Raw genomic sequence first — 21522 nt, forward strand, 5'->3', positions numbered from 1 at the left:
AGTGTCCGAGCTCGGCGAGTACCTCGAGCGGGGATCACCCCCGCGAGCGGGGACAGGACCGCAACCCACGACCTCCGGCCGAGCCGGAGGGGGGATCACCCCCGCGAGCGGGGACAGGACAGGTCCAGGCCGCGCTGGAGCGCCCTGGTGTACGGATCACCCCCGCGAGCGGGGACAGGACCCCACCCCGGAGGCGAACTCGTCGAACCGAGCCGGATCACCCCCGCGAGCGGGGACAGGACATCGTCGCCGCGTCGGCGGTCAGCCGAAGGTACGGATCACCCCCGCGAGCGGGGACAGGACCCATCACAGGTCCCCGAACAGGTCAGCGAGCGCGGATCACCCCCGCGAGCGGGGACAGGACTCGGTGAGGCGACGGAACCGGCGGCGGAGCTTCGGATCACCCCCGCGAGCGGGGACAGGACCGCCCATCGGCGCGGCGCACACGCTCCCGCCGGGGATCACCCCCGCGAGCGGGGACAGGACGCGAACAGCTCCTGCTGGGAGACGCCGAGATCGGGATCACCCCCGCGAGCGGGGACAGGACTACTGCTAGTGCTGAGATTCGCTGGCGTTCGGCGGATCACCCCCGCGAGCGGGGACAGGACCGCACGACCTCGGTGTGGACCGTGTGCCCGACCGGATCACCCCCGCGAGCGGGGACAGGACAAGGTGCTGGGGCCCGATCCAGTCGTCCGAAGCGGATCACCCCCGCGAGCGGGGACAGGACTGCGGCCGGTTATCCGACGTCCTGATCCATAGGGGATCACCCCCGCGAGCGGGGACAGGACACGATCGAGACCCCTCAGGGCGCGGCTGTGTACGGATCACCCCCGCGAGCGGGGACAGGACACATCACGGTGCCCACCCGTCAGCGCGGCGACGGGATCACCCCCGCGAGCGGGGACAGGACGCGGTGTTGAAGCGTCCTCTGGATGATGGTGGCGGATCACCCCCGCGAGCGGGGACAGGACGCTGCTGGTGGCACGGAGGAGGCCGGGCTCCGGGGATCACCCCCGCGAGCGGGGACAGGACGACAACGCCTACATCACCTGCGTCATCGTCGGAGGATCACCCCCGCGAGCGGGGACAGGACCCGTCCGCGTCCCGCGCCCCCGACCGCACAACCGGATCACCCCCGCGAGCGGGGACAGGACGGTCCGAGTCCGATGGCCCTGTCTTTGTCGCCCGGATCACCCCCGCGAGCGGGGACAGGACTGAGCCGCACTGTTCTCCATCGGGTCCCACGGGGGATCACCCCCGCGAGCGGGGACAGGACGACAGCCAATCCAGATGCCGGCGGGCCGCCGCGGGATCACCCCCGCGAGCGGGGACAGGACGCGCCTGGGTTACCCGCGGTTGGGGCGCCGCCGGGATCACCCCCGCGAGCGGGGACAGGACTGGTCGAGCCACCAGCCCGGTGCCTGGATGGTGGGATCACCCCCGCGAGCGGGGACAGGACGTGCCGTAGCCGCGTTGGGTGGTGGTTCGTTTGGGATCACCCCCGCGAGCGGGGACAGGACGAGGCCGGGTTCACCCCTGTGCGGGAGACGGTGGGATCACCCCCGCGAGCGGGGACAGGACGACGGTAACGGCCAGTACTTCGGTGGCGGTTACGGATCACCCCCGCGAGCGGGGACAGGACACCTCACGTGTCTCTATGCCCGGAGGCAGTATGGGATCACCCCCGCGAGCGGGGACAGGACCCCTCGCCTGGGAACTCGGGCTCACCCACCGCAGGATCACCCCCGCGAGCGGGGACAGGACGGGATGGCTATCCCGCCGGATATGCGCCGGTTCGGATCACCCCCGCGAGCGGGGACAGGACGCGCACACCATCTCCCAGCTGCGGGAGGAAGGGGGATCACCCCCGCGAGCGGGGACAGGACACCCCCCACGACATCGAGACGATCAAGACCCAGTGGATCACCCCCGCGAGCGGGGACAGGACGGGTGAGGTGTTCGCTGAGCGTCGCGCGGAGGCGGGATCACCCCCGCGAGCGGGGACAGGACTCGTCCTCGACCTCGGTCTGCCCGTAGAGGTCCGGATCACCCCCGCGAGCGGGGACAGGACGCAAACCGCAACCAATCCTGCCACCCCGACGAGGGATCACCCCCGCGAGCGGGGACAGGACAAGGTCGCGCTGGGCAAGCTCGTGGACGAGAACGGATCACCCCCGCGAGCGGGGACAGGACCTACTACAACCCCACGGAGGAGACCTGATGTGGGGATCACCCCCGCGAGCGGGGACAGGACGCCCTCGCTTGGGAACTCGGACTCACCGACCGCGGATCACCCCCGCGAGCGGGGACAGGACGCTGGTGGAGACGGACCCGACGCAGGCGGAGCGGGATCACCCCCGCGAGCGGGGACAGGACTCGATTCAGGATGCGGCCCGTAAGCCGGTGAACGGATCACCCCCGCGAGCGGGGACAGGACACGGAGGCCGCTTCCGTGCCGACCGCCAGCGACGGATCACCCCCGCGAGCGGGGACAGGACACTTGGTGATCAGCATAGATGGCCGGTGTGGCAACGTTCTGGCTTCACTTCGGGCCGACGCGGCGCCCGTACTTCCTGCGGCGCGATGCTGCGCTCCAACCGCTCGGGCGACCCGGTGCGTCGGGTGAGTCCTCGTGAGGTCGACGCATCAGGACGACGCCCTCGTGGTCCTCAGGCTCCCAGTGGTGGCCGTGGGTCAGGACCGCGAGTCTCTGCTCGCCGGGGGCCGTGTAGATCAGCAGAGCACGGCCGCTTCCGATCAGCTCGGTGACGCGGGCCCAGAGGAGGGTGCGGACGCGCTTGGTCACGTGGCCGACGAAGACGCCCGCCGAGACTTCCATGAGCCAGCGGGTGAGGTGGCCGCGCAGCCGTTCCGGGCATGCGGTCAGGACGAGGACCATCACCAGTCCGGCTCCCCGTAAGCGGTGCCCCCGGCGACCGTAGCCGTTCCCCCGTCCCACAACCGGACGACGTCCGCACCAAGATCCTCGCTGTCTTCCTCGTCGGGCAGCAGAAGGCAGCGGATGTCCCGCGCGCACCTCTCGAGCAGAGCACCGTCGTAGAACCTGTCCCGCATGGCACGGCGTGTCTCGGCCCCGATGTCGACGAACCCACCCGCCGCGATCTCGAATGCGCACGGAATCGAGTGGTCGACCTTGTACAGGTCGGCGATGTCGTACACGAAGGACCGGACGTGCCCGGTGTGGATGAAACCCAGCCCTGGGGAGCACCCCAGCGCGACGATCACCGCGTGCACCACGCCGTAGAGGGCGGTGTGGGCTGCGGACAACGCCCGATTCACCGGGTCACCTGAGTCGAAGTCGTCCGGGTCGTAAGTGCGGCGGTCCCACTCGACCCCGTGAGCAGCGGCGTTCTCCCGGTAGCACCGGCGGACCCGGGCCCCCTCACGACCCCGCAGCTGCTGCATGGTCAGACCGGAGGTGTCCTCACCTGGGAAGCGCATCGCATACATGCGGCGCGCCACACCCAGGCGCGACGTCCTGTTCGTCACGAGCTCTGCCTGGGCCATGAGCAACGTGGACGAGCGCGCCAAGGAACGGCCGTGGGCGTAGTACCGGACTCCACGTTCACCCACCCACACGGTGGTCGAGCCGGACTCGGCCAGGAGCTCGATCGCGCGGTGGCTGATCTGCACACCGGGTCCCAGCAGCAGTACGCCCAGTGACGCGGCCGGGATGTGCACCGTGCCGCGATCATCCGTAGCCGTGACCGCGCTCGACTCGCGGTGCACCACACAGCGTTCGAGGTACAAGAAGCTGATCCGGTCCTGCGCGCGGGTCAGCTCAGACAGCTTCGGTGGAGGCGTCCCCGGAATCTTGGCCATCGTTCACACCGGTACCAAGGTCAGGAGTCCGCACCCGTAGGCCTTCGCCGCCCCGATGCCCGTGGTCATCGCCCGGCGCAGCGCATCAGGGTCGACGACCTCCAGACGCCCGTCGAACTGCGCCGTACCTATGGTGACCGGGGCACGCGCACCCCTCCGGTCAAACCTGTGAGTGGTCCGTCGGGTCACCGAGACCTCGGGCACATCGACCGGCCCGGTCGCGGATGCGAGCGGAGCCCCCGTCACGCGGAAGCCCGCCGACCCCGCCTTCTCCAGGAGCCAGTCCTCCTGCTGACGCACCGTGACGTGCGCCAGGCGCTTCGCCCGGCCGCCCTCCTTGGCGGGCACGTACCGCGTCGGGTTGGCCGTCAGACGGAACGCCCATCGTTGCCCCTCGCGCAGGCCGTCCAGGAACGGCCCGTAGGGCTTGCTCCCGCCGCGCTCCACGGTCGGCCACCCGGCCTGCTCCGCCAGGTGCGCGAAGTCCGGCTGACCGGGGCTCACCACGTACAGGTAGATGCGGTCCTCGTCCTCGTCGAGGCGCCACAGCACGCGCGCCTCACCGGCCCGGTCTCCCGTCGGTGGGGCCGGGAACCCTGCGAGCACCGCGGCATGCATGCGTTGAGGGTTGCCGAGGAGCCGCCACGCATCCCGACGTCGTGGGTTGAGCTGGATCCGAGAGAGGAACATCTCAACCCACCACCGTGAACGGGTCATGGCGCAGCGGCGCGGTCGACGGGGCGGTGGACCCCTCGGTCGGGAGCCACCCGTGGAGGACGCTCCGCCACCCGTGCTGCCGGTACTGCGGGTCGAAGCTCACCGGTGCGTCCTGCTGGGCGTACTCGCCCTCCACGAACTCGTCCAGCTCGCCCGTGGTCCCCACGGCGTCCAGGCGGAACTCCAGACGGGCAGACCCGTCGGGGTGCCGGCGACGCCACCACGGCGCGGCTCTCCACGGCTCGGTCAGCAGCGCGCTCTCCAACGAGGCGTCCCGTACGAGCGGGACCAAGGGCTCGCTCGGCGGGCACGACCTGCGGCCCAGGTACAGGGGGAACACCGGTCGTGCCAGGGCCCCGACCAATGCCTGCACCAGCGAGTCGGCGGCCTCGATCGCCACGAGGTACCGCGCATCAGCCCGGTAGTACCGGTGAGACAAGGGCATCGCCTTGCCGCCATCGAGCGGGACCGCCGTCTGGAAGTCGCGGACCAGGTCCCCGGGCTGGTCCAGCCGCACCCCGAAACGCAGGTCCATGAGCTCTTCCAGCGGATCCGTGCGCCGAAGGCCCCGGGCCGCCGCGAGCAGGCCCACCACCCCGGACTTGGTCGGGGCGTCATCGGTGCGCCGGGCCGTGAACCGGCTGCTGCTGCCCCACGCCTGCAACGGACCGGCGAGCGTGAGGGCCAGAACGGTCACGGCAGGTCCCCCACGCGCCCTGCGACGGTGGTCCCGAGCTGCTCGTACAGTCCCGGCAGCGTGGTCCACTCACCGACGGCACCGCCCTCCGCACCCTCCAGGCCCTGCCGCGCGTTGCCGAGCGCCACCGCCCACCCCGCCACGGGCACCTGTCCGAAGGTGTCCGCCACCTCGCGGGCGCGATCCGCCAGCCGCGCGGCCGCGACACCCAGCCGCGGCTCCCCGCGCACGGCTGTCACCGGCTCCTCGAAGGCCCCCACGAGGTTCACCGGCTGCGTGTCCCTGACCATCACCAGGACGGCATCGGGCAACGTCCGGTTGGCGAAGGTGTTCTGCTTGCCGGTCGGCATCGACTCGGCGAACGCCTGCACGAACGCCTGCACGGCGCGAGTGGTCGCGCTCGCATCGCCCAAGCTCTCGGCCAGACGATCCACATCGACAGTCGCGTACCGGTAGAGCGTGGAGGAGTTGAACTCCACCGTGCCGATCATCCCCGCACCGGCGTCCTCGTCCTCCGACTGCTGCTTCACGTCATCGACAGCGGTGAAGTAGTCGTACTCGTTGTCCACCGCGTGCACCGACAGCGCGTGCGCGACCTGCGCGCACGCGTCGACGTTCAGGTCCGAGACATCAGCGACCATGCGACCGAAGAGCGCCAGGTCCACCGAGTGCGCCGTGTCGAGGAGCGACTTGCCCTTCAGCGCCTTGAGCGCCGCGTCCGGGTCGTCGGCCGCCGCGATCTCCAGAACCGCGCGAGCGAGGCGGTCCACCTGCAGCCTGGACACGAACACCAGGTAGCCGGTCTCGGCGTTCACCGACTCGGCACCGCTGCTCTTGGTCCGGGTGACCTTCTCCAGCTTCAACCCCGTCGAACGCACCACCGACGCAGCCAGGTCCGCGGCGTTCTCGGCCACCGACGGGTCGAGCTCCGTGGCGCGCTCGACGACCAGCTCGACCACACGCTTGGTGCGGACCCCGAGCTCCGACCGGTCCAGGAGCGAGTCGAACGCCAACCGTGTCGCGCGCTTCCACGCCTGTGAGGACACCCGGGCACGTCGAACTCCCCCGTAGATCGCGGTCTTGGGGCTGCCGGTGTCATCCCGGTTGATGTTGCTGGGCGGCACGGACTGCAAGATGTGGACGTCGACGATCGTGCGGGTCATGACAGGTCCTCCGTTGGTGACGTGGTGATCGAGGGAGCCGGGCTGACCCGGTAGAAGTCGCGCCCCCACTGAAGGCGCACACCGTCGGCGCGCCACGGGAGCTGGAACGCAGCGAGGTCCTCGGCGAACCGCCCGTAGTCCAGACCGCGCCCCGCGCTCCGCAGGAGCGCGACGAGGGTCCGGGCATGGTGGGCGGCCTCCCCGAGGCCCACGGAGGTACCCATGGCCTGGAACCGGCGAACCACCCCCGGGTTCTCGCGCCCGTCACGAAAGCGGATGGAGCCGACCGCAGTCCCGAAGCTCACCCCGGGTACGTGCATGGGCGAGGACTGCGACTGCTGGTGCACCGCGTACAACGTCAACGCCAGATGGATCGCGTTCTCCTCCGGCGTCGGCGCCTCCGACCCCGACACCGGGGCGCCAGGGTTCACCGTCAGCTCGAGGATCTCCGGGACGGCACCCACCTCGCGGCCCACCCCTCGCCGCAGCTGCGCCAAGGCCGCTCGAGCCCACGGCTGCTGCGGGCGCCGCATGTAGCCCGCCTGGATGCGGCCGACCTGCCGCGTCACGAAGTCCCGAGTGCTGACGGACCCGCCTTCTGCGCCGTGCTCCCCTGCTGTCATGCGCCGACCTCCTCCGTTGGACGTTCCTCCGGAACCGGTAGCGCTTCCATCAGCGCCCGCCGGAACCGCCCATCTGCTTGCGGGGTGCTGACACGCCCGCCCATCACCTCCCGGCCGACCCACGCCGCAGGCCCGGCTGCGTGCACCAGGTCATCACCCAGACGGTGCAGGTGCCGGCGGGCCGTCACGTGCCACCCGACTCGCGCGCTCTCCGGGTCCGTCCCGTCGTCCAGGGAGCCCAGCCAGGAGCGGAACGGCGCGTCGAGGCCCGCGTACGCCTGCTCGGCCACCCTCGCGCGAGCGGCCTTCGCCAGGTCGTCACCTGCGCCTGCGGCGCGGGCCAGGTCGGCAGCCAGCCGCTGAACCGCCTTGACCCCCTCCTCGGCGGCGTTGATCGCATCGAGCGCGGCCTGCGGGAGCGCCGGGTCGTGGACGGCGAGCACCGCGACCGAGAGCCGGAGCCGGTCGTCGACGATCTCGTCGACCATGGCGTTCTGGGTTCCGTACTGCATGCCCGTCGCGTGGACCGTCACCCGGCTCCGGCGCTCCAGCACCTGCGCCGCCCACGCCACCACACCAGCGGTGACGTGAGGTTCCCCGCCGTCGGCCTTGCCCCGCGGCGCGACCGCCGGGAGCAGCGACGACAAGCCACGCCACAAGGCTCGTGACGGGTCGAGCTCCTGTGGCATGTACACCAGCGGCAGGCCGAGCTTCTTCTCCTGAGGTGCGCTGCGCCGCCATGCAGTCATGGGCTCGGCACGCCACCGGTTCTGGGGGGTGAGCTTGTCGCCGTTCGCCACGAGGACGCCCGTGACCCCGTCGGTCCCGCCCTGAAGGAGGACGCGTCGGCTCTGCCAGGTGTACAGGTCCGTGGGGCCGGCGGGCCGTGATGCGAGGTCGGGGTCCTCCGCCGCCGTGTCCGGTGGCCTCTCCCACGCGGGAGCATCCGACGGAGAGAAGTCCGCGAGGACGGGTTGGTCGTGCGCGACCAGGTTCAGGAGCACCGTGCGCCACAGGTCGTCACCCTGGACGGCCAGGCCACCGATGTTCCCCGTCCACCCGACACCGATCGGGTAACCCTTTCCACCCTTGACGCGCGGGTCGCCGAGGGCGCCGGACTTGATCCCGGAGATGTCGAACGCCTGGAGGTGGACCAACCAGCGTGCAGCCTCGGCCGGCGAGAGGCGCTCCAGGCCCTGCCCCGCGCGGGAGGTGAAGAGCTGGCTCCCGGCCGGGACGTCCGCAATGAGCTTCTCCAGGCCCGAGAACCCGCCCTTCGCCGTCTGCAGGTCCGCGACCTGGAAGAAGGGGGTGCGCGGGTGGAAGAGGTCGAACCGGTCCCGGAACCGGTCCAGGTAGGCGTCGACCAGGTCCATCGGTGGCGACCCCGAGTCCCAGAGCTCCTGCCAGTGGTACTCGTCCCGTGGTCCGTCGACCGCGCGGTGCACCACCGCCAGCGCCAGTCGCAGGATCGCGAACGCCTGCGTCGGCAGATCACCCACGACCTCGGCGAGCGCGGGCGCGCGGGCGAACAGCTCACGCAAGGAGACCTCGTCGGTCGAGCCCTCTCGTGTCCGGACGAGCACCCAGGGCTCGTCGATCAGCGAGAACCCGCTCGTGCTGGTGCTCATGCGTCCGCCTCTCAGGGTCACCGTCGACCCGGTTCGCTCACTCTGCCGGTCCGGTGTGACATCACTGCCGCCCGTTCGTGCGCCCGAGGACCAGTCCACGACGGGTGTCGTAGTGGAGGTCGTGACCGGCGAGGGTCGCCCGGCGGTCGTCGTCGAGGACGAGGGCCAGCTGACCGGAGAGGAACGGGGAGCGTTGCCAGCCCTCGAACCAGTTCCGCTCGAGGTCGCTGATGACCTGCTCGATGACACCCGGGTGCGTCAGGGCCCGCGGGAGCCGGAGCGTGCACCCGGCGAGGAGCCGTGCGTGGTCCCACGGGAGCTCAACGTGCCGCAGCGGCAGCGGTTCACCGCCTCCGTCGACCCAGTCAGGGACCCGGTCGACCCCGTCACGGCCGTGCTGGACGACCACGACCTCCAACGACTCCCCGCCGTCGCGGACGCACGCCTGACCTGCGGGTGAGTCCTCGTCAAGGTCACCGGCCCCGGTGTGGGAGAGGTTGTACAGGTCGCGCCCGTGTGGCCCCACGGGTGGAAGGGCGAAGTTCTTGGCCCGTTCGTGCCGCTCCGCCTGCTCGTCGGCGTAGTCCTGCCGAGCGGACTCCACGACCTCCTGCCACTGCAGAGGCGTGTCCAGGTCACCGTAGGCCGCCTGGACCAGTGGGGAGATGGCGGTGGGGAGCTCGAGGTCCGCACCGTCGAGGTGCGGTTGAAGCACGTGGAGGGCCATCAGGAGCGGCCAACGCCGGTACACCGCGACGGCGCCGCGGTCGAGGCCCGGAGTCTCACCGGTCCAGTCGACCCCCGTGATGTAGCACGCTGCGGTGCGCACCCGCTCCGGGCGTTGCGACTCGCCCGGCCCTCGTCGGTGGCGGTGCAGCCGTCCGATCCGTTGGAGGACGAGGTCGACGGGCGCGACGTCGGTGACCATCAGGTCGAAGTCGACGTCGAGGGACTGCTCGACCACCTGGGTACCCACCACCACGTGACGTGAGGGGCGTGCCACGGCGTCGTCAGGTGGACCGAACCTCGCCAGGAGCGCGGCGTCGTTGGCGGCGCGGTCGACGGAGAGGAACTGTGCGTGGGCGACCGTCACGTCGTCCTCACCGAAGACGGCGGCCAGGGCGGCGGCCGTCTCCTGCGCCCTGCGCACGGTGTTGCGGATCACCACGGCGCAGCCGCCGTCCGCGAGCTGGTGCGTCAGCATCTCGATGAGTGCGGGCAGGTCGTCGTCGAGCCGCCTGACCGCGACTCGGGCCGTGGTCCCGTCGTCCGGTACGACGTGCACCAGGGGCCGGTCGTACCCCGAGGTGACGATGGCGGGGTATCCGATGTGCCCGTCGAGGACCGCGGTGGCCTCGGCGTCGACGGACGTGGTGCGCCCTTCCGCGATCGCTCGACCCCTGGCGTAGGCGAGAGAGAGGTCACGGCGACGGCTCGCAGGCAAGGTCGCCGAGAGGAGCACGACCGAGGTCCCGGTGGCGGCGAGCCACTCCAGGGCCCGGTCGAGGAACGTGGACATGTACACGTCGGCCGCGTGGACCTCGTCAATGATGACGACCTTCCCCGCGAGGGAGAGCTGCCTGAGCATGATGTGCCGGGCCCTGAGTGCGTCGAAGAGGACCTGGTCGATCGTCCCGACGGCGAACGAGGCGAGGGCGGCCTTCTTCCGTCCACTCATCCACTCGTGGACGGTCGCCCGCAGACGTGGGACCCCCTCGGCGTGGGGGTCGTCGTAGACCGGCGCGTGAGTGCGCCCGAGACGCAGGGACCGGTACTCCTGGTTCAGCGATGCCTTCCCGTGGACGAGCGACACCGACTGCCGCTCGGCGCCCGCGGCGTCCGGCAGCCGCGACATCCAGGCGAGCATCCGCCCGAACATGGCGTTCGACGTCGCCTGGGTGGGGAGCGCGACGAAGCACCCCGCGGCGCCGGTCCGGGCGGCGAGCGCCTCAGCGGCCATGAACCCAGTCTCGGTCTTCCCCACCCCCATGGGCGCCTCGATGACCATCAGGCCCGGTGCTTCCATCGTGGTGGCCAACTCCGTTGCGGCTGCCTGCAACGGGCGGGGCCGCCACCCGAACCGGTCGGTGAAGCGGTCGAGGGGGTCGGTGGGCACCGGGTGCGGTCGCCAACGGTCCCCCAGGTCCACGTCCCGCCAGGCCATCTGCGCGCGTAGCGACGCGTGGTCGGATGCCGGCGGCAGCGCAGGGACCGACGCCAGCGGGTGCAGCGGGAAGGCCTCTCCCGAGGCGATCCAGTCGGCCATCACGACCAGGCCCGTCGCGAGCATCTGGACGGGCTGCGGGAGCTTCACCGCCGCCCACTCCGGCCACCTCTCCTGCGCACCGGTGCGCTCGGCGACGCGGTCCAGCAGTGCCGCCTGCACCGCCTCCCAGGCCTGGTCGCCGATCAGGTGTCGACGGTCCGGGGCGTCCTGGACGGTGCTGAGCAGCGGGAAAGAACCGTGATGGCCTGCGACGACGCTCGTGAACTGGCGTCGCGCCACCCGCGGGAGACCCACTCGTTCAGCGAGCCACCGGTCCACGATCGCGGCCCCCGCGATCTCGTGGCGGAGCGCGGCGCGATCGTTCCTCACCATCGGCCCGATCGCCAGCCCGGCCCTGATCACCCGGTTGGCGAGTGCGTCGACCTGGACCACGAAGGCCGGGGTCGCCTTGCCGACGTCGTGGACCCCGGCGAGCCATCGAACAAGTCGGCGGCCGTCGGCCTCACCGTCGGGCAGTGCTTCACCGACCACGGCCCGGACGGCCGGGGGAACCCACTGATCCCACAGGAGCCCTGCGGCATCGGCCGTGTCGTCCAGGTGCTGCCACAGCGGCAGCCACAGCTCGGGTGGCTGGCCCTGCGGCCACGACTTCGCCCACACCACGGCCAGAGCGTCCGGCGGCGCACCCGGTGCTGCCTCCGGAACGCCGGCGGTGTGTTCGCCCCCGAACGTCACACCGCCAACGTAGGGAACCATGCGCGCGCCCGGGGGCGATCAGGCGAGGTTCACCCGGATGGCCCAGTCGCATTCCGGGAGCCTCTCCGCGAAGCGGACCCGCGCCCTCAGTCGGCCCGGCCGCCCACGGACCCGCAGGTGAACGACCCCGTTGCCTGGGCCTGGTCGTCGGTGACGAGCGACGCCGAGTGGACTCCCCCGGTCGTCACCCAGCCGACGTGGTCCGTCACCTCGAACGCCCCGTCGGCCATCGCGAAGTCACGACGAGAGACGAACAGGTAGCCGTCGGGAAGGACGATCGACAGGCCGGTTCGGTCGGTGTCGACCATGCCCGACACCGCTCCTGCGTAGTACCCGATGGGCGCGTGAAGGTCCTCGGCTGCGGTTTCCATGTGCTCGGCACGAGCCGACGGGGCCACGTCCTCACCGAAGCTCGTCGTGCCGCCCGAGACGTGGCAGTCGGTGCCGTCCATCTGCACGTCCACCGACACCGGCGCGGCCCCCGGGCCAGGCCGGTACGTCACCGTGAACTGCGCCGCACCGTCCTCGAAACGACCCGCCGGTTCGCTCGAGCAGCCCGAGACCATCACGGTCAGTGCCATCGCGACCGATGCGGACCACGCCCCCGTGCCTCGCCTTGCCGCTCCCATCAGTCCGGGGCCTCCTCACCTCGAGCCGCAGCCGAGGAGCTCGTGTACGTGCTGGTCACGGGACAGCGGACGCACGGGGTCAGGTCGTGGGCCGGTCGGCCGCGGCGCGTCCCAATCGGTCGTGGACGGCTTCCCAGGCGGGCGTCACGGGCGGGCGTTCGACCACGAGCAGGTCGCGCCTCCACGTGTCCGCCTCGCGCAGGCGGGCGTAGAGGACCTGCCCGTACTCGCGGGAACCGTTGGGCATCGTCACCCACCGCACCCCGGGTTGCTCCCCGTCGGGCGGCGCGAGGGACAGGACCGCGGCGGTACGCCCGGACGTCGTGCACGCGCGCACCACCGCTCCGACGTCGTCGGCCGGTACGACCTGCAGCGGGGTCGTAGGTGCGTAGTGGGACTCCAGCCGGCCCGGGGCGCGGGGACCACCGGCCTGGGGGGTCTGCGGCTCGTCGCCGAGCACCTCGGACAGGTCCGCCCGGGTGAGCCCGCCGGGGCGGAGCAACCGGGGCCGGTTACCGGTGAGGTCCAGGATCGTGGACTCCAGGCCGACGGTGCACGGGCCGCCGTCGACCACGTGGTCCACGACCGTCCCGAGCTCGCTGAGCACGTGCGCGGCCGTCGTGGGGCTCACGCGCCCGAACCTGTTGGCCGACGGGGCCGCCAGCCCCCCACCGAACTCCGTCAACAGGTCCAGCGCCACAGGGTGGGCGGGCACCCGCAGCCCGACGGTGTCCTGCCCGCCGGTGACCGCCAACGGCACGTGCGCACCGCGCCGCAGGATCAACGTCAACGGTCCGGGCCAGAACCTCTCGGCCAGCGCCCACGCCACGTCCGGGACGTCCTGCGCCCAGTCGGTGAGCGCGTCGGCGGCACCGAGGTGGACGATGACGGGGTGGTCGGCGGGGCGGCCCTTCGCGGCGAAGATCTTCGCGACGGCGTCCGAGTCCGAGGCGTCGGCACCCAGGCCGTAGACGGTCTCGGTGGGGAACGCGACGAGGCCGCCGCGCCGCAGGGCCTCAGCGGCGGTGCGGACGTCAGCGGGTCCGGGTCCGAGCAGGGTCATGGTCACCTCCGTTCCGTGCTCCAGGCATCAAGGGTTGCAGTAGTCACAGGTCGCGGGGTCCGCACGGGCCGGGCCGGGCCGCGGGCGGGTGTCACGGTGGTCGCACCTGAGGCAGCCGTGGACGTCGGCGACGGGCTGACGGGTCGCGGTGCCGCACAGCTCGCACAGCAACCCGGGCACCCGGTCGACCACCCAGAAGCCAGGCGTCGTGCACCGTGGGCACGTGGACGCCAGCCGTGCGGCGAGGTCGGCGGTCGCGAGGCGGATGTTCTCCATCCGCGAGGGGTGGGCGTGGGCACGCAGATCGTTCTCGACGAACACCTGACCGCCCGTCGACTCCGCCTTCGCGTCCTCGAACGCCTCCCTCAGCTGCTCCCACGTGCCCAAACCCTTGCGGGGGTGGGGCCCGGACTCCCCGTCGGGGCGCACCACCAGGTGGTGGTCGGGGAACCCGGCGCGCGGGGCGAACGCCTCGACCGCGGCCCAGTCCGTGGCCGTCACGTGCGTGAAGCGGGCGGTGCCCTGCGCGACGCCGACGACCTCCAGGTCACGTCCGGCATCACGCCAGAGGACCATCTCGGTGTTCCACGCCAGCATCCCGGTGAACGGGTCACTGCCGAAGGACCCCTCGCTCGCGACCCCCAGGGGCAGCCCGGCCAGCTCCATGCCGATCGTGGCCTTGCGGCGCGCGGCCTCCAGCTGGGTGCCGGCCCGTGGCACGTCCCGGGTGAAGGTGCCCAGCTGGTCGGTGTCGAACCCGTCGACGCGACTGACCTCGCAGCCCAGGACCGCACGGAGCTCGGGGCCGATGACGCGCTCCTTGCCGTGCTGGGTCAGCAGGGCCACGACGTGGCCAGCGTACGGGCTAGTACCCGCCCGGGGCCCGGTGCTCGTACTGGTCATCGGTGTGCCGCCGCGCTCTCGACGTGGTGCGGGCCCGGCCCCGTGGTGGCCCGCAGGGTCAACGTGGTGGCGAGCTCGACGTGACGTGAGGCGGGCCGCACCCCGGACGCCATGGTCAGGGCCGTCTGCACGGCCATCCGACCCATGCCCTCCAGGTGCTGGTGGACGCTGGTCAGCGGCGGGGTGGTCCACGCCGCCTGCGGGGTGTCGTCGAACCCGATGACGCTCAGCGCCGAGGGGACGTCGATGCCGAGCTCGTGGGCGGTCGCCAGGACACCGACGGCGATCTCGTCGTCCGCGGCCATGATCGCGCTGGGCCTGTCGGGCCGGGTCAGCAGGTCACGTGCGTGCCGTGAGCCGGCGGCGACGTCGAACTGGTCGGAGCGCACCAGGTCCCGCTCGAGCTCGATGCCCGCGGAGTCCAGGGCCGCCCGGTACCCGTGGAACCTGTCCCGGGCCGCAGCCGAGCTCTCGGGGCCGCCGATCCACGCGATGCGCCGGTGCCCCAGGGAGATCAGGTGCGTGGCCGCCGCCCGGGCGCCGGCCCAGTTGCTGGACCCGACGCTGACCATGCGCCGGTGGCGGGTGTCGATGGGGTCGACCATGACGAACGGGACCCCGGCCTCGGCGGCGGCGTCCAGCAGTGCGTCCGGCTCGGACAACGTCAGCCCGATGATGCCCGCCACCCCGGCGTCGCGCTGGGCGGCCACCCACGCGTGCGCGGCGGTGCGCTGGGTGCGGGCGGCCAGGTCCGGGGCCAGTCGCACCAGCAGGTCCATGTCGGCGTCGGTGGTCGACGACAGCACACCCTGCAGCACGTTCATGATGTACGGCGAGGCCGGGATGTCGAACACGACCGCGAGCGCGCGCGCCGTGCCCGGTGGGACCGGGTGGGTGGTGGGGCGGTAGCCGATCTCGGCGACGGCGGCCAGGACGCGTTCGCGGGTGGTGGTGGCGACGTCGTCGCGGCCGTTGAGGGTCTTGGAGACGGTGGCCTTGGACACCCCGGCGGCGCGGGCCACGTCGGCGAGGGTCGCGCGCGGGCTGGGCGTCGGGGTGGGCACGCCCTGATCCTACCGTGATCGAAATTGTTTCGATCTCACGTGCCGGGTTGATTCGCGCACAACTTCTGGCACGCACCCCCTTCCGCATCGGGCGCCCGATGATCTAGCGTGAGCGCGGCGACACGCGTTGCGAAACTATTTCGCCTCACGTCGTGTCATGACACCCGATCGAAGGAGATCACGTGGCCCACCCTGCAACCCCGCCCGCCCTGCTGGTCGACGGGCGGGAACCGACGGTCCGCGAGCTGCGGCACGTGTGGAGCTGGTGCGTGGGCGCCGGCCGGGCCAACGAGGCCCTGCGCGCCGACTGGCAGGCCCACTTCCGCGAGGCGGTGGACGTGCTGGGCGTGCGGTACGTCCGCTTCCACGGGGTGTTCCACGACGACATGTTCGTGTACCGCACCAGCAACGGCGGGGGGTTCGGGCCACCCACCCCCCTGCCCGAGCCGGTCTACACCTTCGCCTACGTCGACAAGGTGTTCGACGCGATCCTCCAGGCCGGTGCCCGGCCGTTCGTCGAACTCGGTTTCATGCCCCGCGAGCTCGCCACCCAGACCGAGACCCTGTTCTGGTGGAAGGCCCACTGCAGCCCCCCGAACGACATGGGCCGCTGGGTCGAGCTCGTCACCACCACCGTCCGCCACTGGGTCGACCGGTACGGGATCGACGAGGTCCGGACCTGGCCGTTCGAGGTGTGGAACGAACCGAACCTGGTGCCGCACTTCTGGACCGGGACCCGCACCGAGTACTTCGAGCTGTACGAGGCGACCGCGCGGGCGGTCAAGGCCGTGGACCCGGCCCTGAAGGTCGGTGGACCCTCGTCCAGCGTGTTCGTGCCCGACGCCCGGTACGCCGGTGAGACGCAGGACAAGTCCGCCGAGGTCGCGACCGCCGAGGCCCCCGACCCCGACGCCCTGGACTGGCGGCCGGTGTGGATCCACGAGCTGATCAGCTGGTGCGCCGAGCGGGACGTCCCCCTGGACTTCCTGTCCACGCACCTGTACCCCACCGACTACGCGTTCGACGCCGGTGGCAACGGCCGGGCCATCCAACGGCACGTCGACGCCACCCAGCAGGACCTGCTCCACATGCGGGAGGTCATCGCCGCCAGCCCGTTCCCCGACGCCGAGCTGCACATCACCGAGTGGTCCAGCTCACCGTCCAGCCGCGACTTCATGCACGACACCGTGTTCGCCGCCACCTACATCGCCCGCGCCTACCTCAACGCCGCACCGTTGGCCGACTCCGTCTCCTACTGGACGTTCACCGACGTGTTCGAGGAGGGCGGCGGGGGCATCGGCCCGTTCCACGGCGGGTTCGGGCTCGTCAACGAGCAGGGCATCCACAAGCCCACGTTCCACGCGATGAGGATGCTCGCCGGGCTCGGGGACCAGCTGCTGCACCAGGGCCCCGACGGGGTGATCACCCGGTCCGGTGACACCGGTGCGCTCAGCGCCCTGTTCCTGAACTACCCGCACGGCATGGGCCGCCAGGGCATCGGCTCGGCGAACACCTACCCCGAGACCCGGCACCTGGCGCGGGTCGGGCCCGTCCACCGCGTCGAGCACCGCGTCCAGGGCCTTCCCCCCGGCAGCCGGTACACGGTGGAGGTCCTGGACTGGGACCACGGGAACGTCGCCGAGGCGTGGCACCAGATGGGCGCCCCCCTGAACCTCACCCCCCGGCAGGCCGAGACGCTGCGCGCCGTCGCGGACGACCTGCACCGCACCGAGCTGACCGCCGACGACCGCGGGGTCCTCGACATCGACGTCGAGCTCGCGCCCTGGGCCGTCATGTCGCTCACCGCCGCCGGCCGCACCTGACCTGCGCCCACGCACCAGGCGCCGACTCGGCGGTGAACAGGAGGTGTGGCACGCTGCAGCAACCGTTGTGTACGCGATGTACGCGGCGTACGCTTCGGGTGTGAACACCGCTTACACCGGCTTCCGCGACGCGCGGGACCACCTGAAGCCGATCCTGGACGTGGCCGGGTCCGGCCGGATGGTGACCGTGACCCGCGGGGACCAGCTCTCGGCGGTCGTCTCGGGCGAGCAGCTGCGCCGGTTCCTGGACGCCACCGTCCAGCCGCGCGCACGGGTGGTCATGGAGGACGGCGCGTTCGCCGTCTTCATCCCCGGGGTGCCCGTCGCTGCGGAGGCGACGTCCTTCGCCGACGCCGTCGACGAGATGACCGTGGTGCTGCGTGACTACGCGGAGGACTGGGAGGACCACCTCTACGGCGCACCCAACCACGCGGACAACTGGGGCCTGGTCAACCTGGTCAGACTCTCCAGCGATGACCAGCTCCGCGCTTGGCTCGTCGGCGACGGCCGGTGAGCCAGCACCCACCCGGTGACCGGCACACCCACCGCGTCTTCTGCGAGACGGAAGGCTGGGAGGTGCGGACGAGCGCACGGGGCCGGCGCGGACAGGACCACGTCACGTTCGAGCTGTCGCTCCCGGACGGGAGGGTCCTCCTCACCAGGGTCTCCCACCCGGTGGACCGGACGACCTACGGGAGGTCGATCTCCTCGCACATCCTCCGCGACCAGCTCGACGTCACCGAGGACGAGTTCTGGGCATGCGTGCAGGACGGCACCCTCCCGGCCCGCAGCCGCGAGGAGACACCGGACCGGTCCTTACCCGCATGGCTCGTCCAGCACCTGCTCGACGCCGGGATCACGGCCGAGGCGATCAGCGCGATGGACGAGCACGACGCGAAGGCCACGCTCGGCAGGATCTGGTCAGGAGGCGCACCCGATCCGTGACGGGCCTCGCAGCGACCGCCCGCGCATTCTCCCGACGCCCTCTCGCGAAGTCCGTCACACACCCTGAGAGGGCACACAGAGCTGCGGCGAGCGCGCGCGACAAGCGCTCTGAACACCTCCCCGACGCCCTTTCCTCACGCATTGTTGTAAGCGCGTTTCCTCTTGCACGGCAAGAGGCCAAGGTCCCGGACAGGACAGGCCCACGCCGATAATGTTCGTGCGTCACATCGCTTGTGACGGATTGCACCAAGAGGAAGGCGATGACAACGACCGCGGCGAGCACCTGAACCTGGCCAGGAACGGCCTCGATCGGACCGGGCGCGACGTCACGCTGCTCGAACTCGTCGAGAACGAAGAATGGTGCCGTCACCTCGTCCACCCGGCCGCGACCCGGCGCGGCCCCACGCCGTCGCTCACACGGGAGGCACACGATGAGCACGGTGTTGCGGTCGTGGCTCAGGGGCTTCTCCATGCGCGGCCGGGGAAAGCTGCAACGGAACGTAGCCGTCGGGCTGTCGATCCTGTCGTTCGGGACGGGGATCTCCACGTCGCTGCTCCTGATCTACCTGGTCCAGGTGAGGTCGGCGAGCCCCTTCGCCGCAGCGACGACGATGAGCGTCGCGGCGATCTGCGGGATCGTCGTCGGGCCCGTCCTCGGACGCCAGGCCGACCGGCTGGACCCGTTCCGTCTCTACCCGCTGCTGGTCGGGACGATGGCCGTGGCCACCGCACTCCTCGTGGTGGTCCCGCTCCCGGTCGCCCTCTCACTGGTCTGCCTCCTCACCGCGTGCGGCCGCGGCAGCGCCGCCACGTTGCACGCACTCATCGGGCGTGAGGTGCCCCTGGAGCAGCGGGTGACGTACCGGGCCGTCCTGAAGTCCTGGGCCAATGCCGCGACGGTCGGCGGCGTCGGTGTCGGGGGCCTGATCCTCGCCAGCGGCCGGCCGGTCGCGTTCTACGCGGGCTTCGTCGGCGAGGCCATCACCCTCGTCGTGGCGGGACTCCTCGTGGCTGCCGCGAAGCGTCACTCGGAGCAGACCCTCCGCGCGGCCTGCGGTACGGGCGCCGGGACACAGACCACGCCCGATCCCGCGCCCGGTGCCATCGCGAACCCGCTGCGGAACCGGCCCTTCGTACTGCTGACACTCGTCAACGCCGTGCTCATGACATACGTGTCGGTCATCGCCGTGGCGCTGCCGCTGCAGGTCACCACGTCCCCGACCATGCCGATCTGGATCGTCTCCGTGGCGATGGTGTCGCACGCCGTCGGCGTGATCATCTTCCAGATCTCCGCGGCCCGACGCGTCCGGACCATCGCCGACGCCGCCCGCTACTCACGTCGCGCAGGCCTGTGCTTCGGCGGTGCCGTGCTGTTCTTCCCCCTCGCGTCCCGCACGACGTCGCTCGCACTGATCGTCGTCCTCGCCGCGGTGATGGCCGTCCTGCTCGTCGCGGGCGAGGTGTGGTACGCGGCCTCGGCGTGGGAGCTGGTCTACGGGCTCGCGCCGCGTCATCACCTGGGCGCCTACCAGGGCGTGCACAGCACGGGCCTCGACCTCAGCATGATCGTCGCGCCGATCCTGTTCGCGTGGATGGTGGGCTCCGGCGGCGGGAGCGCCTGGTACGCGCTGGCCGCCGCCCTCGCGGTCGCCGGGGCTGCGGTCCGCCCGCTGGCGACAGCCATGCGACGTCAGCACGACCCCGCGGCGATCGCCCCACTCGGATCAGGTCGTCGGTGAGGTCGAGCACCGGCCGGCGAGCACGATGAGCAGTGCGGTAGCCAGCAAGGTGGCCGCCATGAGCGGGACCTGCTGCACGCCCGTCGTGGCGACGACCCGACCACCGAGGAACGCACCCCCGGCGATCCCGACGTTGAAGGCCGTGCTCACGGCCGCCATCGCGATGTCGGTGTTGCCGGGCGCGACCTGCAGGCCCCGGTGCATGAGAGTGGCGCCCAGGGACCCGACGCACCCGCCGGTCAGCGCGACGCACACCACGACCAGCGGGGTGTGGGTGCCGAACGCCCACAGCCCCACCTGGGCGGCCGTCAGCCCGAGGAGCGCCGCGACGAGGCACGTCACGGGTCGCCGGTCCAGGAACCGGCCGACCAGAAGCGGTGGGTCGCGCCCGCCGTGGGCTTGAACGGATTCCGCCAACGCGCCATGGCCCCTCCTTTAGATTCCTTTAGATTCTTTGGACTACTGCCTCCGGGCTCCGCCACCCAGCCCGCGCACAGGCCCCGACCGTCCCTCCCGTGCGCACGTGCGGACGCCCTAGAGTTCGACCATCACCACTGACCGCCTGCGGGCGTGCCTTGGTGCCGTCACGCGCGCGGGCGCCCCGGGCCCCGCCGGTACCGTCCGCCCTCCGCCATGAGGGCCCGACCATAGGAGCCCCCGTGGAGCTCGTTGGCACCGCCCTGACCATCACCCTGGCGGTCGTCGCCGCCGTGGTGCTGGTCGTCATCAGCCTCATCTACGCCAAGGTCCGGTTCAAGATCGCCACCCCGGACGAGGCCCTCATCATCACCGGCCGCAAGAGCGGCACCCTGGTGATCAACCCGGAGACCGGGGACGAGACCACCGACCTGTCCGGCCAGCGGGTCGTCATCGGCGGCGGCACGTTCGTCAAGCCGATCTTCGAGCAGGTCGCCCGCCTGTCCCTCGCCTCCCAGAGCTTCCCCGTGACCGCCGAGGACGCCACCACCAAGAGCGGCGTCGGGGTCACCCTGCGCAGCATCGCGGTCGTGAAGGTCGGGGGCACCGAGCGGATGGTCCGGGCCGCCGCCCAGCGGTTCGCCGGCCGCAGCCAGGAGGCCGTCATCGAGCAGCAGACCAGCGAGGTGCTCGTCGGTGTGCTGCGCACCATCGCCGGCACGCTCACCGTGGAGTCGATCCTGTACGAACGGCAGGACTTCTCCAAGGAGGTCAAGGACATCGCCGTGCCGATGCTCGCCGAGCGTGGGCTGGTGCTGGAGAACTTCGAGATCCAGACCGTCGACGACACCGGCGACTACATCCGCAACCTCGGCCGCCCGCGTGCCGCCGCCGTCGCCCGTGACGCCGAGATCGCCGAGGCCCAGGCCCAGCAGGAGAGCACCGAGCGGTCCAACGAGTCGGCCGTTCAGATCGCCGAGTCGAACAAGGCTCTCGCCCTGCGCAACGCGCAGATCGCCCGGGAGACCGCCCAGGCGCAGGCCGAGGCCGCAGCCGCGCAGGACCAGGCCGAGGCCGAGGCCCAGCAGTCCGTGCTCGAGCAGCAGGAGCAGGTCGCCCTGCGCCGCGCCGCGCTGCGCGAGCAGGAGCTCCTGACCGAGGTCCGCAAGCCCGCCGAGGCCCGCAAGTACGAGGCCGCGCAGGAGGCCGACGCCCGCAAGTACGCCGCCGAGCAGGAGGCCGAGGCCGCCAAGACCGCCGCGATCCGCAAGTACGAGGC

General features: G+C 71.5%; 18 protein-coding genes and 1 CRISPR repeat array. Of the genes, 5 read left to right on the plus strand and 13 right to left on the minus strand.

The window, feature by feature from the left end; translation table 11 throughout:
• Positions 1 to 31: 31 nt before the first annotated feature.
• Positions 32 to 2501: a CRISPR direct-repeat array (repeat unit 28 nt; unit sequence GGATCACCCCCGCGAGCGGGGACAGGAC).
• 44 nt (positions 2502 to 2545) lie between these two features.
• From cas2e to N869_RS05030, 12 genes are all read right to left on the minus strand, one after another.
• Positions 2546 to 2902 carry a type I-E CRISPR-associated endoribonuclease Cas2e gene (cas2e, locus tag N869_RS04975; RefSeq protein WP_232229614.1) on the minus strand — a complete coding sequence of 119 codons (357 nt, stop codon included), beginning with the start codon at positions 2900 to 2902 and terminating at the stop codon, positions 2546 to 2548.
• Positions 2902 to 3846, minus strand: coding sequence for a type I-E CRISPR-associated endonuclease Cas1e (cas1e, locus tag N869_RS04980; RefSeq protein ID WP_035058680.1), 945 nt, complete (start codon positions 3844 to 3846; stop codon positions 2902 to 2904). The genes cas2e and cas1e overlap by 1 nt, the downstream gene beginning before the upstream one ends.
• 3 nt (positions 3847 to 3849) lie before the next feature.
• Positions 3850 to 4536, minus strand: a complete 687-nt coding sequence (gene cas6e / locus N869_RS04985) for a type I-E CRISPR-associated protein Cas6/Cse3/CasE (protein ID WP_035058681.1) — start codon at positions 4534 to 4536, stop codon at positions 3850 to 3852.
• Position 4537: 1 nt separating this feature from the next.
• Complete coding sequence (gene cas5e, locus N869_RS04990) at positions 4538 to 5260, minus strand: type I-E CRISPR-associated protein Cas5/CasD (protein WP_035058682.1); 723 nt, start codon at positions 5258 to 5260, stop codon at positions 4538 to 4540.
• Entirely contained in the window at positions 5257 to 6423 is a 1167-nt protein-coding gene (gene cas7e, locus N869_RS04995) for a type I-E CRISPR-associated protein Cas7/Cse4/CasC (protein WP_035058683.1), read from the minus strand. Before cas7e ends, cas5e begins: the two co-directional genes overlap by 4 nt.
• Entirely contained in the window at positions 6420 to 7046 is a 627-nt protein-coding gene (gene casB / locus N869_RS05000; protein WP_035058689.1) for a type I-E CRISPR-associated protein Cse2/CasB, read from the minus strand. Before casB ends, cas7e begins: the two co-directional genes overlap by 4 nt.
• Positions 7043 to 8677 carry a type I-E CRISPR-associated protein Cse1/CasA gene (casA, locus tag N869_RS05005; protein WP_035058690.1) on the minus strand — a complete coding sequence of 545 codons (1635 nt, stop codon included), beginning with the start codon at positions 8675 to 8677 and terminating at the stop codon, positions 7043 to 7045. The genes casB and casA overlap by 4 nt, the downstream gene beginning before the upstream one ends.
• Before the next feature lie 61 nt (positions 8678 to 8738).
• A complete protein-coding gene (locus N869_RS05010) occupies positions 8739 to 11639 on the minus strand; it encodes a CRISPR-associated helicase/endonuclease Cas3 (RefSeq protein WP_052105019.1) in 2901 nt (966 codons plus the stop codon).
• 107 nt (positions 11640 to 11746) lie between these two features.
• Entirely contained in the window at positions 11747 to 12241 is a 495-nt protein-coding gene (locus tag N869_RS05015) for a hypothetical protein (protein ID WP_035058691.1), read from the minus strand.
• A 127-nt stretch (positions 12242 to 12368) separates the two neighbouring features.
• Positions 12369 to 13352 (minus strand): L-threonylcarbamoyladenylate synthase, encoded by a 984-nt coding sequence (locus N869_RS05020; RefSeq protein ID WP_035058696.1) that lies wholly within the window; start codon positions 13350 to 13352, stop codon positions 12369 to 12371.
• A gap of 27 nt (positions 13353 to 13379) precedes the next feature.
• Entirely contained in the window at positions 13380 to 14198 is an 819-nt protein-coding gene (locus N869_RS05025) for a DUF6671 family protein (RefSeq protein ID WP_232229613.1), read from the minus strand.
• Between the two features lie 53 nt (positions 14199 to 14251).
• Positions 14252 to 15319: a LacI family DNA-binding transcriptional regulator gene (locus N869_RS05030; RefSeq protein ID WP_035058698.1), complete on the minus strand. Its 1068-nt coding sequence runs from the start codon at positions 15317 to 15319 to the stop codon at positions 14252 to 14254.
• A gap of 182 nt (positions 15320 to 15501) precedes the next feature.
• Here N869_RS05030 and N869_RS05035 point away from each other — a divergent pair, with 182 nt between their 5' ends.
• From N869_RS05035 to N869_RS05050, 4 genes are all read left to right on the plus strand, one after another.
• Complete coding sequence (locus N869_RS05035) at positions 15502 to 17142, plus strand: GH39 family glycosyl hydrolase (protein WP_084136437.1); 1641 nt, start codon at positions 15502 to 15504, stop codon at positions 17140 to 17142.
• 100 nt (positions 17143 to 17242) lie between these two features.
• A complete protein-coding gene (locus tag N869_RS05040) occupies positions 17243 to 17656 on the plus strand; it encodes a hypothetical protein (protein WP_198025965.1) in 414 nt (137 codons plus the stop codon).
• A complete protein-coding gene (locus N869_RS05045; RefSeq protein ID WP_035058699.1) occupies positions 17653 to 18087 on the plus strand; it encodes a hypothetical protein in 435 nt (144 codons plus the stop codon). The genes N869_RS05040 and N869_RS05045 overlap by 4 nt, the downstream gene beginning before the upstream one ends.
• A 431-nt stretch (positions 18088 to 18518) precedes the next feature.
• A complete protein-coding gene (locus N869_RS05050; RefSeq protein ID WP_084136439.1) occupies positions 18519 to 19826 on the plus strand; it encodes an MFS transporter in 1308 nt (435 codons plus the stop codon).
• Here the strand turns inward: N869_RS05050 and N869_RS05055 are convergent.
• The gene (locus N869_RS05055) at positions 19812 to 20168 is read right to left on the minus strand and encodes an MFS transporter (RefSeq protein ID WP_035058702.1); all 357 of its coding nucleotides are present in this window, start codon (positions 20166 to 20168) and stop codon (positions 19812 to 19814) included. The two genes, N869_RS05050 and N869_RS05055, sit on opposite strands and share 15 nt — an antisense overlap.
• Before the next feature lie 317 nt (positions 20169 to 20485).
• Between N869_RS05055 and N869_RS05060 the strand changes: the two genes are divergently transcribed.
• The coding region (locus N869_RS05060; protein WP_052105022.1) for an SPFH domain-containing protein at positions 20486 to 21522 on the plus strand (1037 nt) is incomplete at its 3' end.

It is taken from the genome of Cellulomonas bogoriensis 69B4 = DSM 16987, from assembly GCF_000767165.1.
GTDB classification, from domain to species: domain Bacteria; phylum Actinomycetota; class Actinomycetes; order Actinomycetales; family Cellulomonadaceae; genus Actinotalea; species Actinotalea bogoriensis.

What these genes read in the sequence shown, in the direction of transcription:
- cas2e (WP_232229614.1), bottom strand. Translation starts at nt 2,902, where the DNA reads ATGGTCCTCGTCCTGACCGCATGCCCGGAACGGCTGCGCGGCCACCTC.
- cas1e (WP_035058680.1), bottom strand. Translation starts at nt 3,846, where the DNA reads ATGGCCAAGATTCCGGGGACGCCTCCACCGAAGCTGTCTGAGCTGACC.
- cas6e (WP_035058681.1), bottom strand. Translation starts at nt 4,536, where the DNA reads ATGTTCCTCTCTCGGATCCAGCTCAACCCACGACGTCGGGATGCGTGG.
- cas7e (WP_035058683.1), bottom strand. Translation starts at nt 6,423, where the DNA reads ATGACCCGCACGATCGTCGACGTCCACATCTTGCAGTCCGTGCCGCCC.
- casB (WP_035058689.1), bottom strand. Translation starts at nt 7,046, where the DNA reads ATGACAGCAGGGGAGCACGGCGCAGAAGGCGGGTCCGTCAGCACTCGG.
- casA (WP_035058690.1), bottom strand. Translation starts at nt 8,677, where the DNA reads ATGAGCACCAGCACGAGCGGGTTCTCGCTGATCGACGAGCCCTGGGTG.
- N869_RS05015 (WP_035058691.1), bottom strand. Translation starts at nt 12,241, where the DNA reads ATGGCACTGACCGTGATGGTCTCGGGCTGCTCGAGCGAACCGGCGGGT.
- N869_RS05020 (WP_035058696.1), bottom strand. Translation starts at nt 13,352, where the DNA reads ATGACCCTGCTCGGACCCGGACCCGCTGACGTCCGCACCGCCGCTGAG.
- N869_RS05050 (WP_084136439.1), top strand. Translation starts at nt 18,519, where the DNA reads ATGAGCACGGTGTTGCGGTCGTGGCTCAGGGGCTTCTCCATGCGCGGC.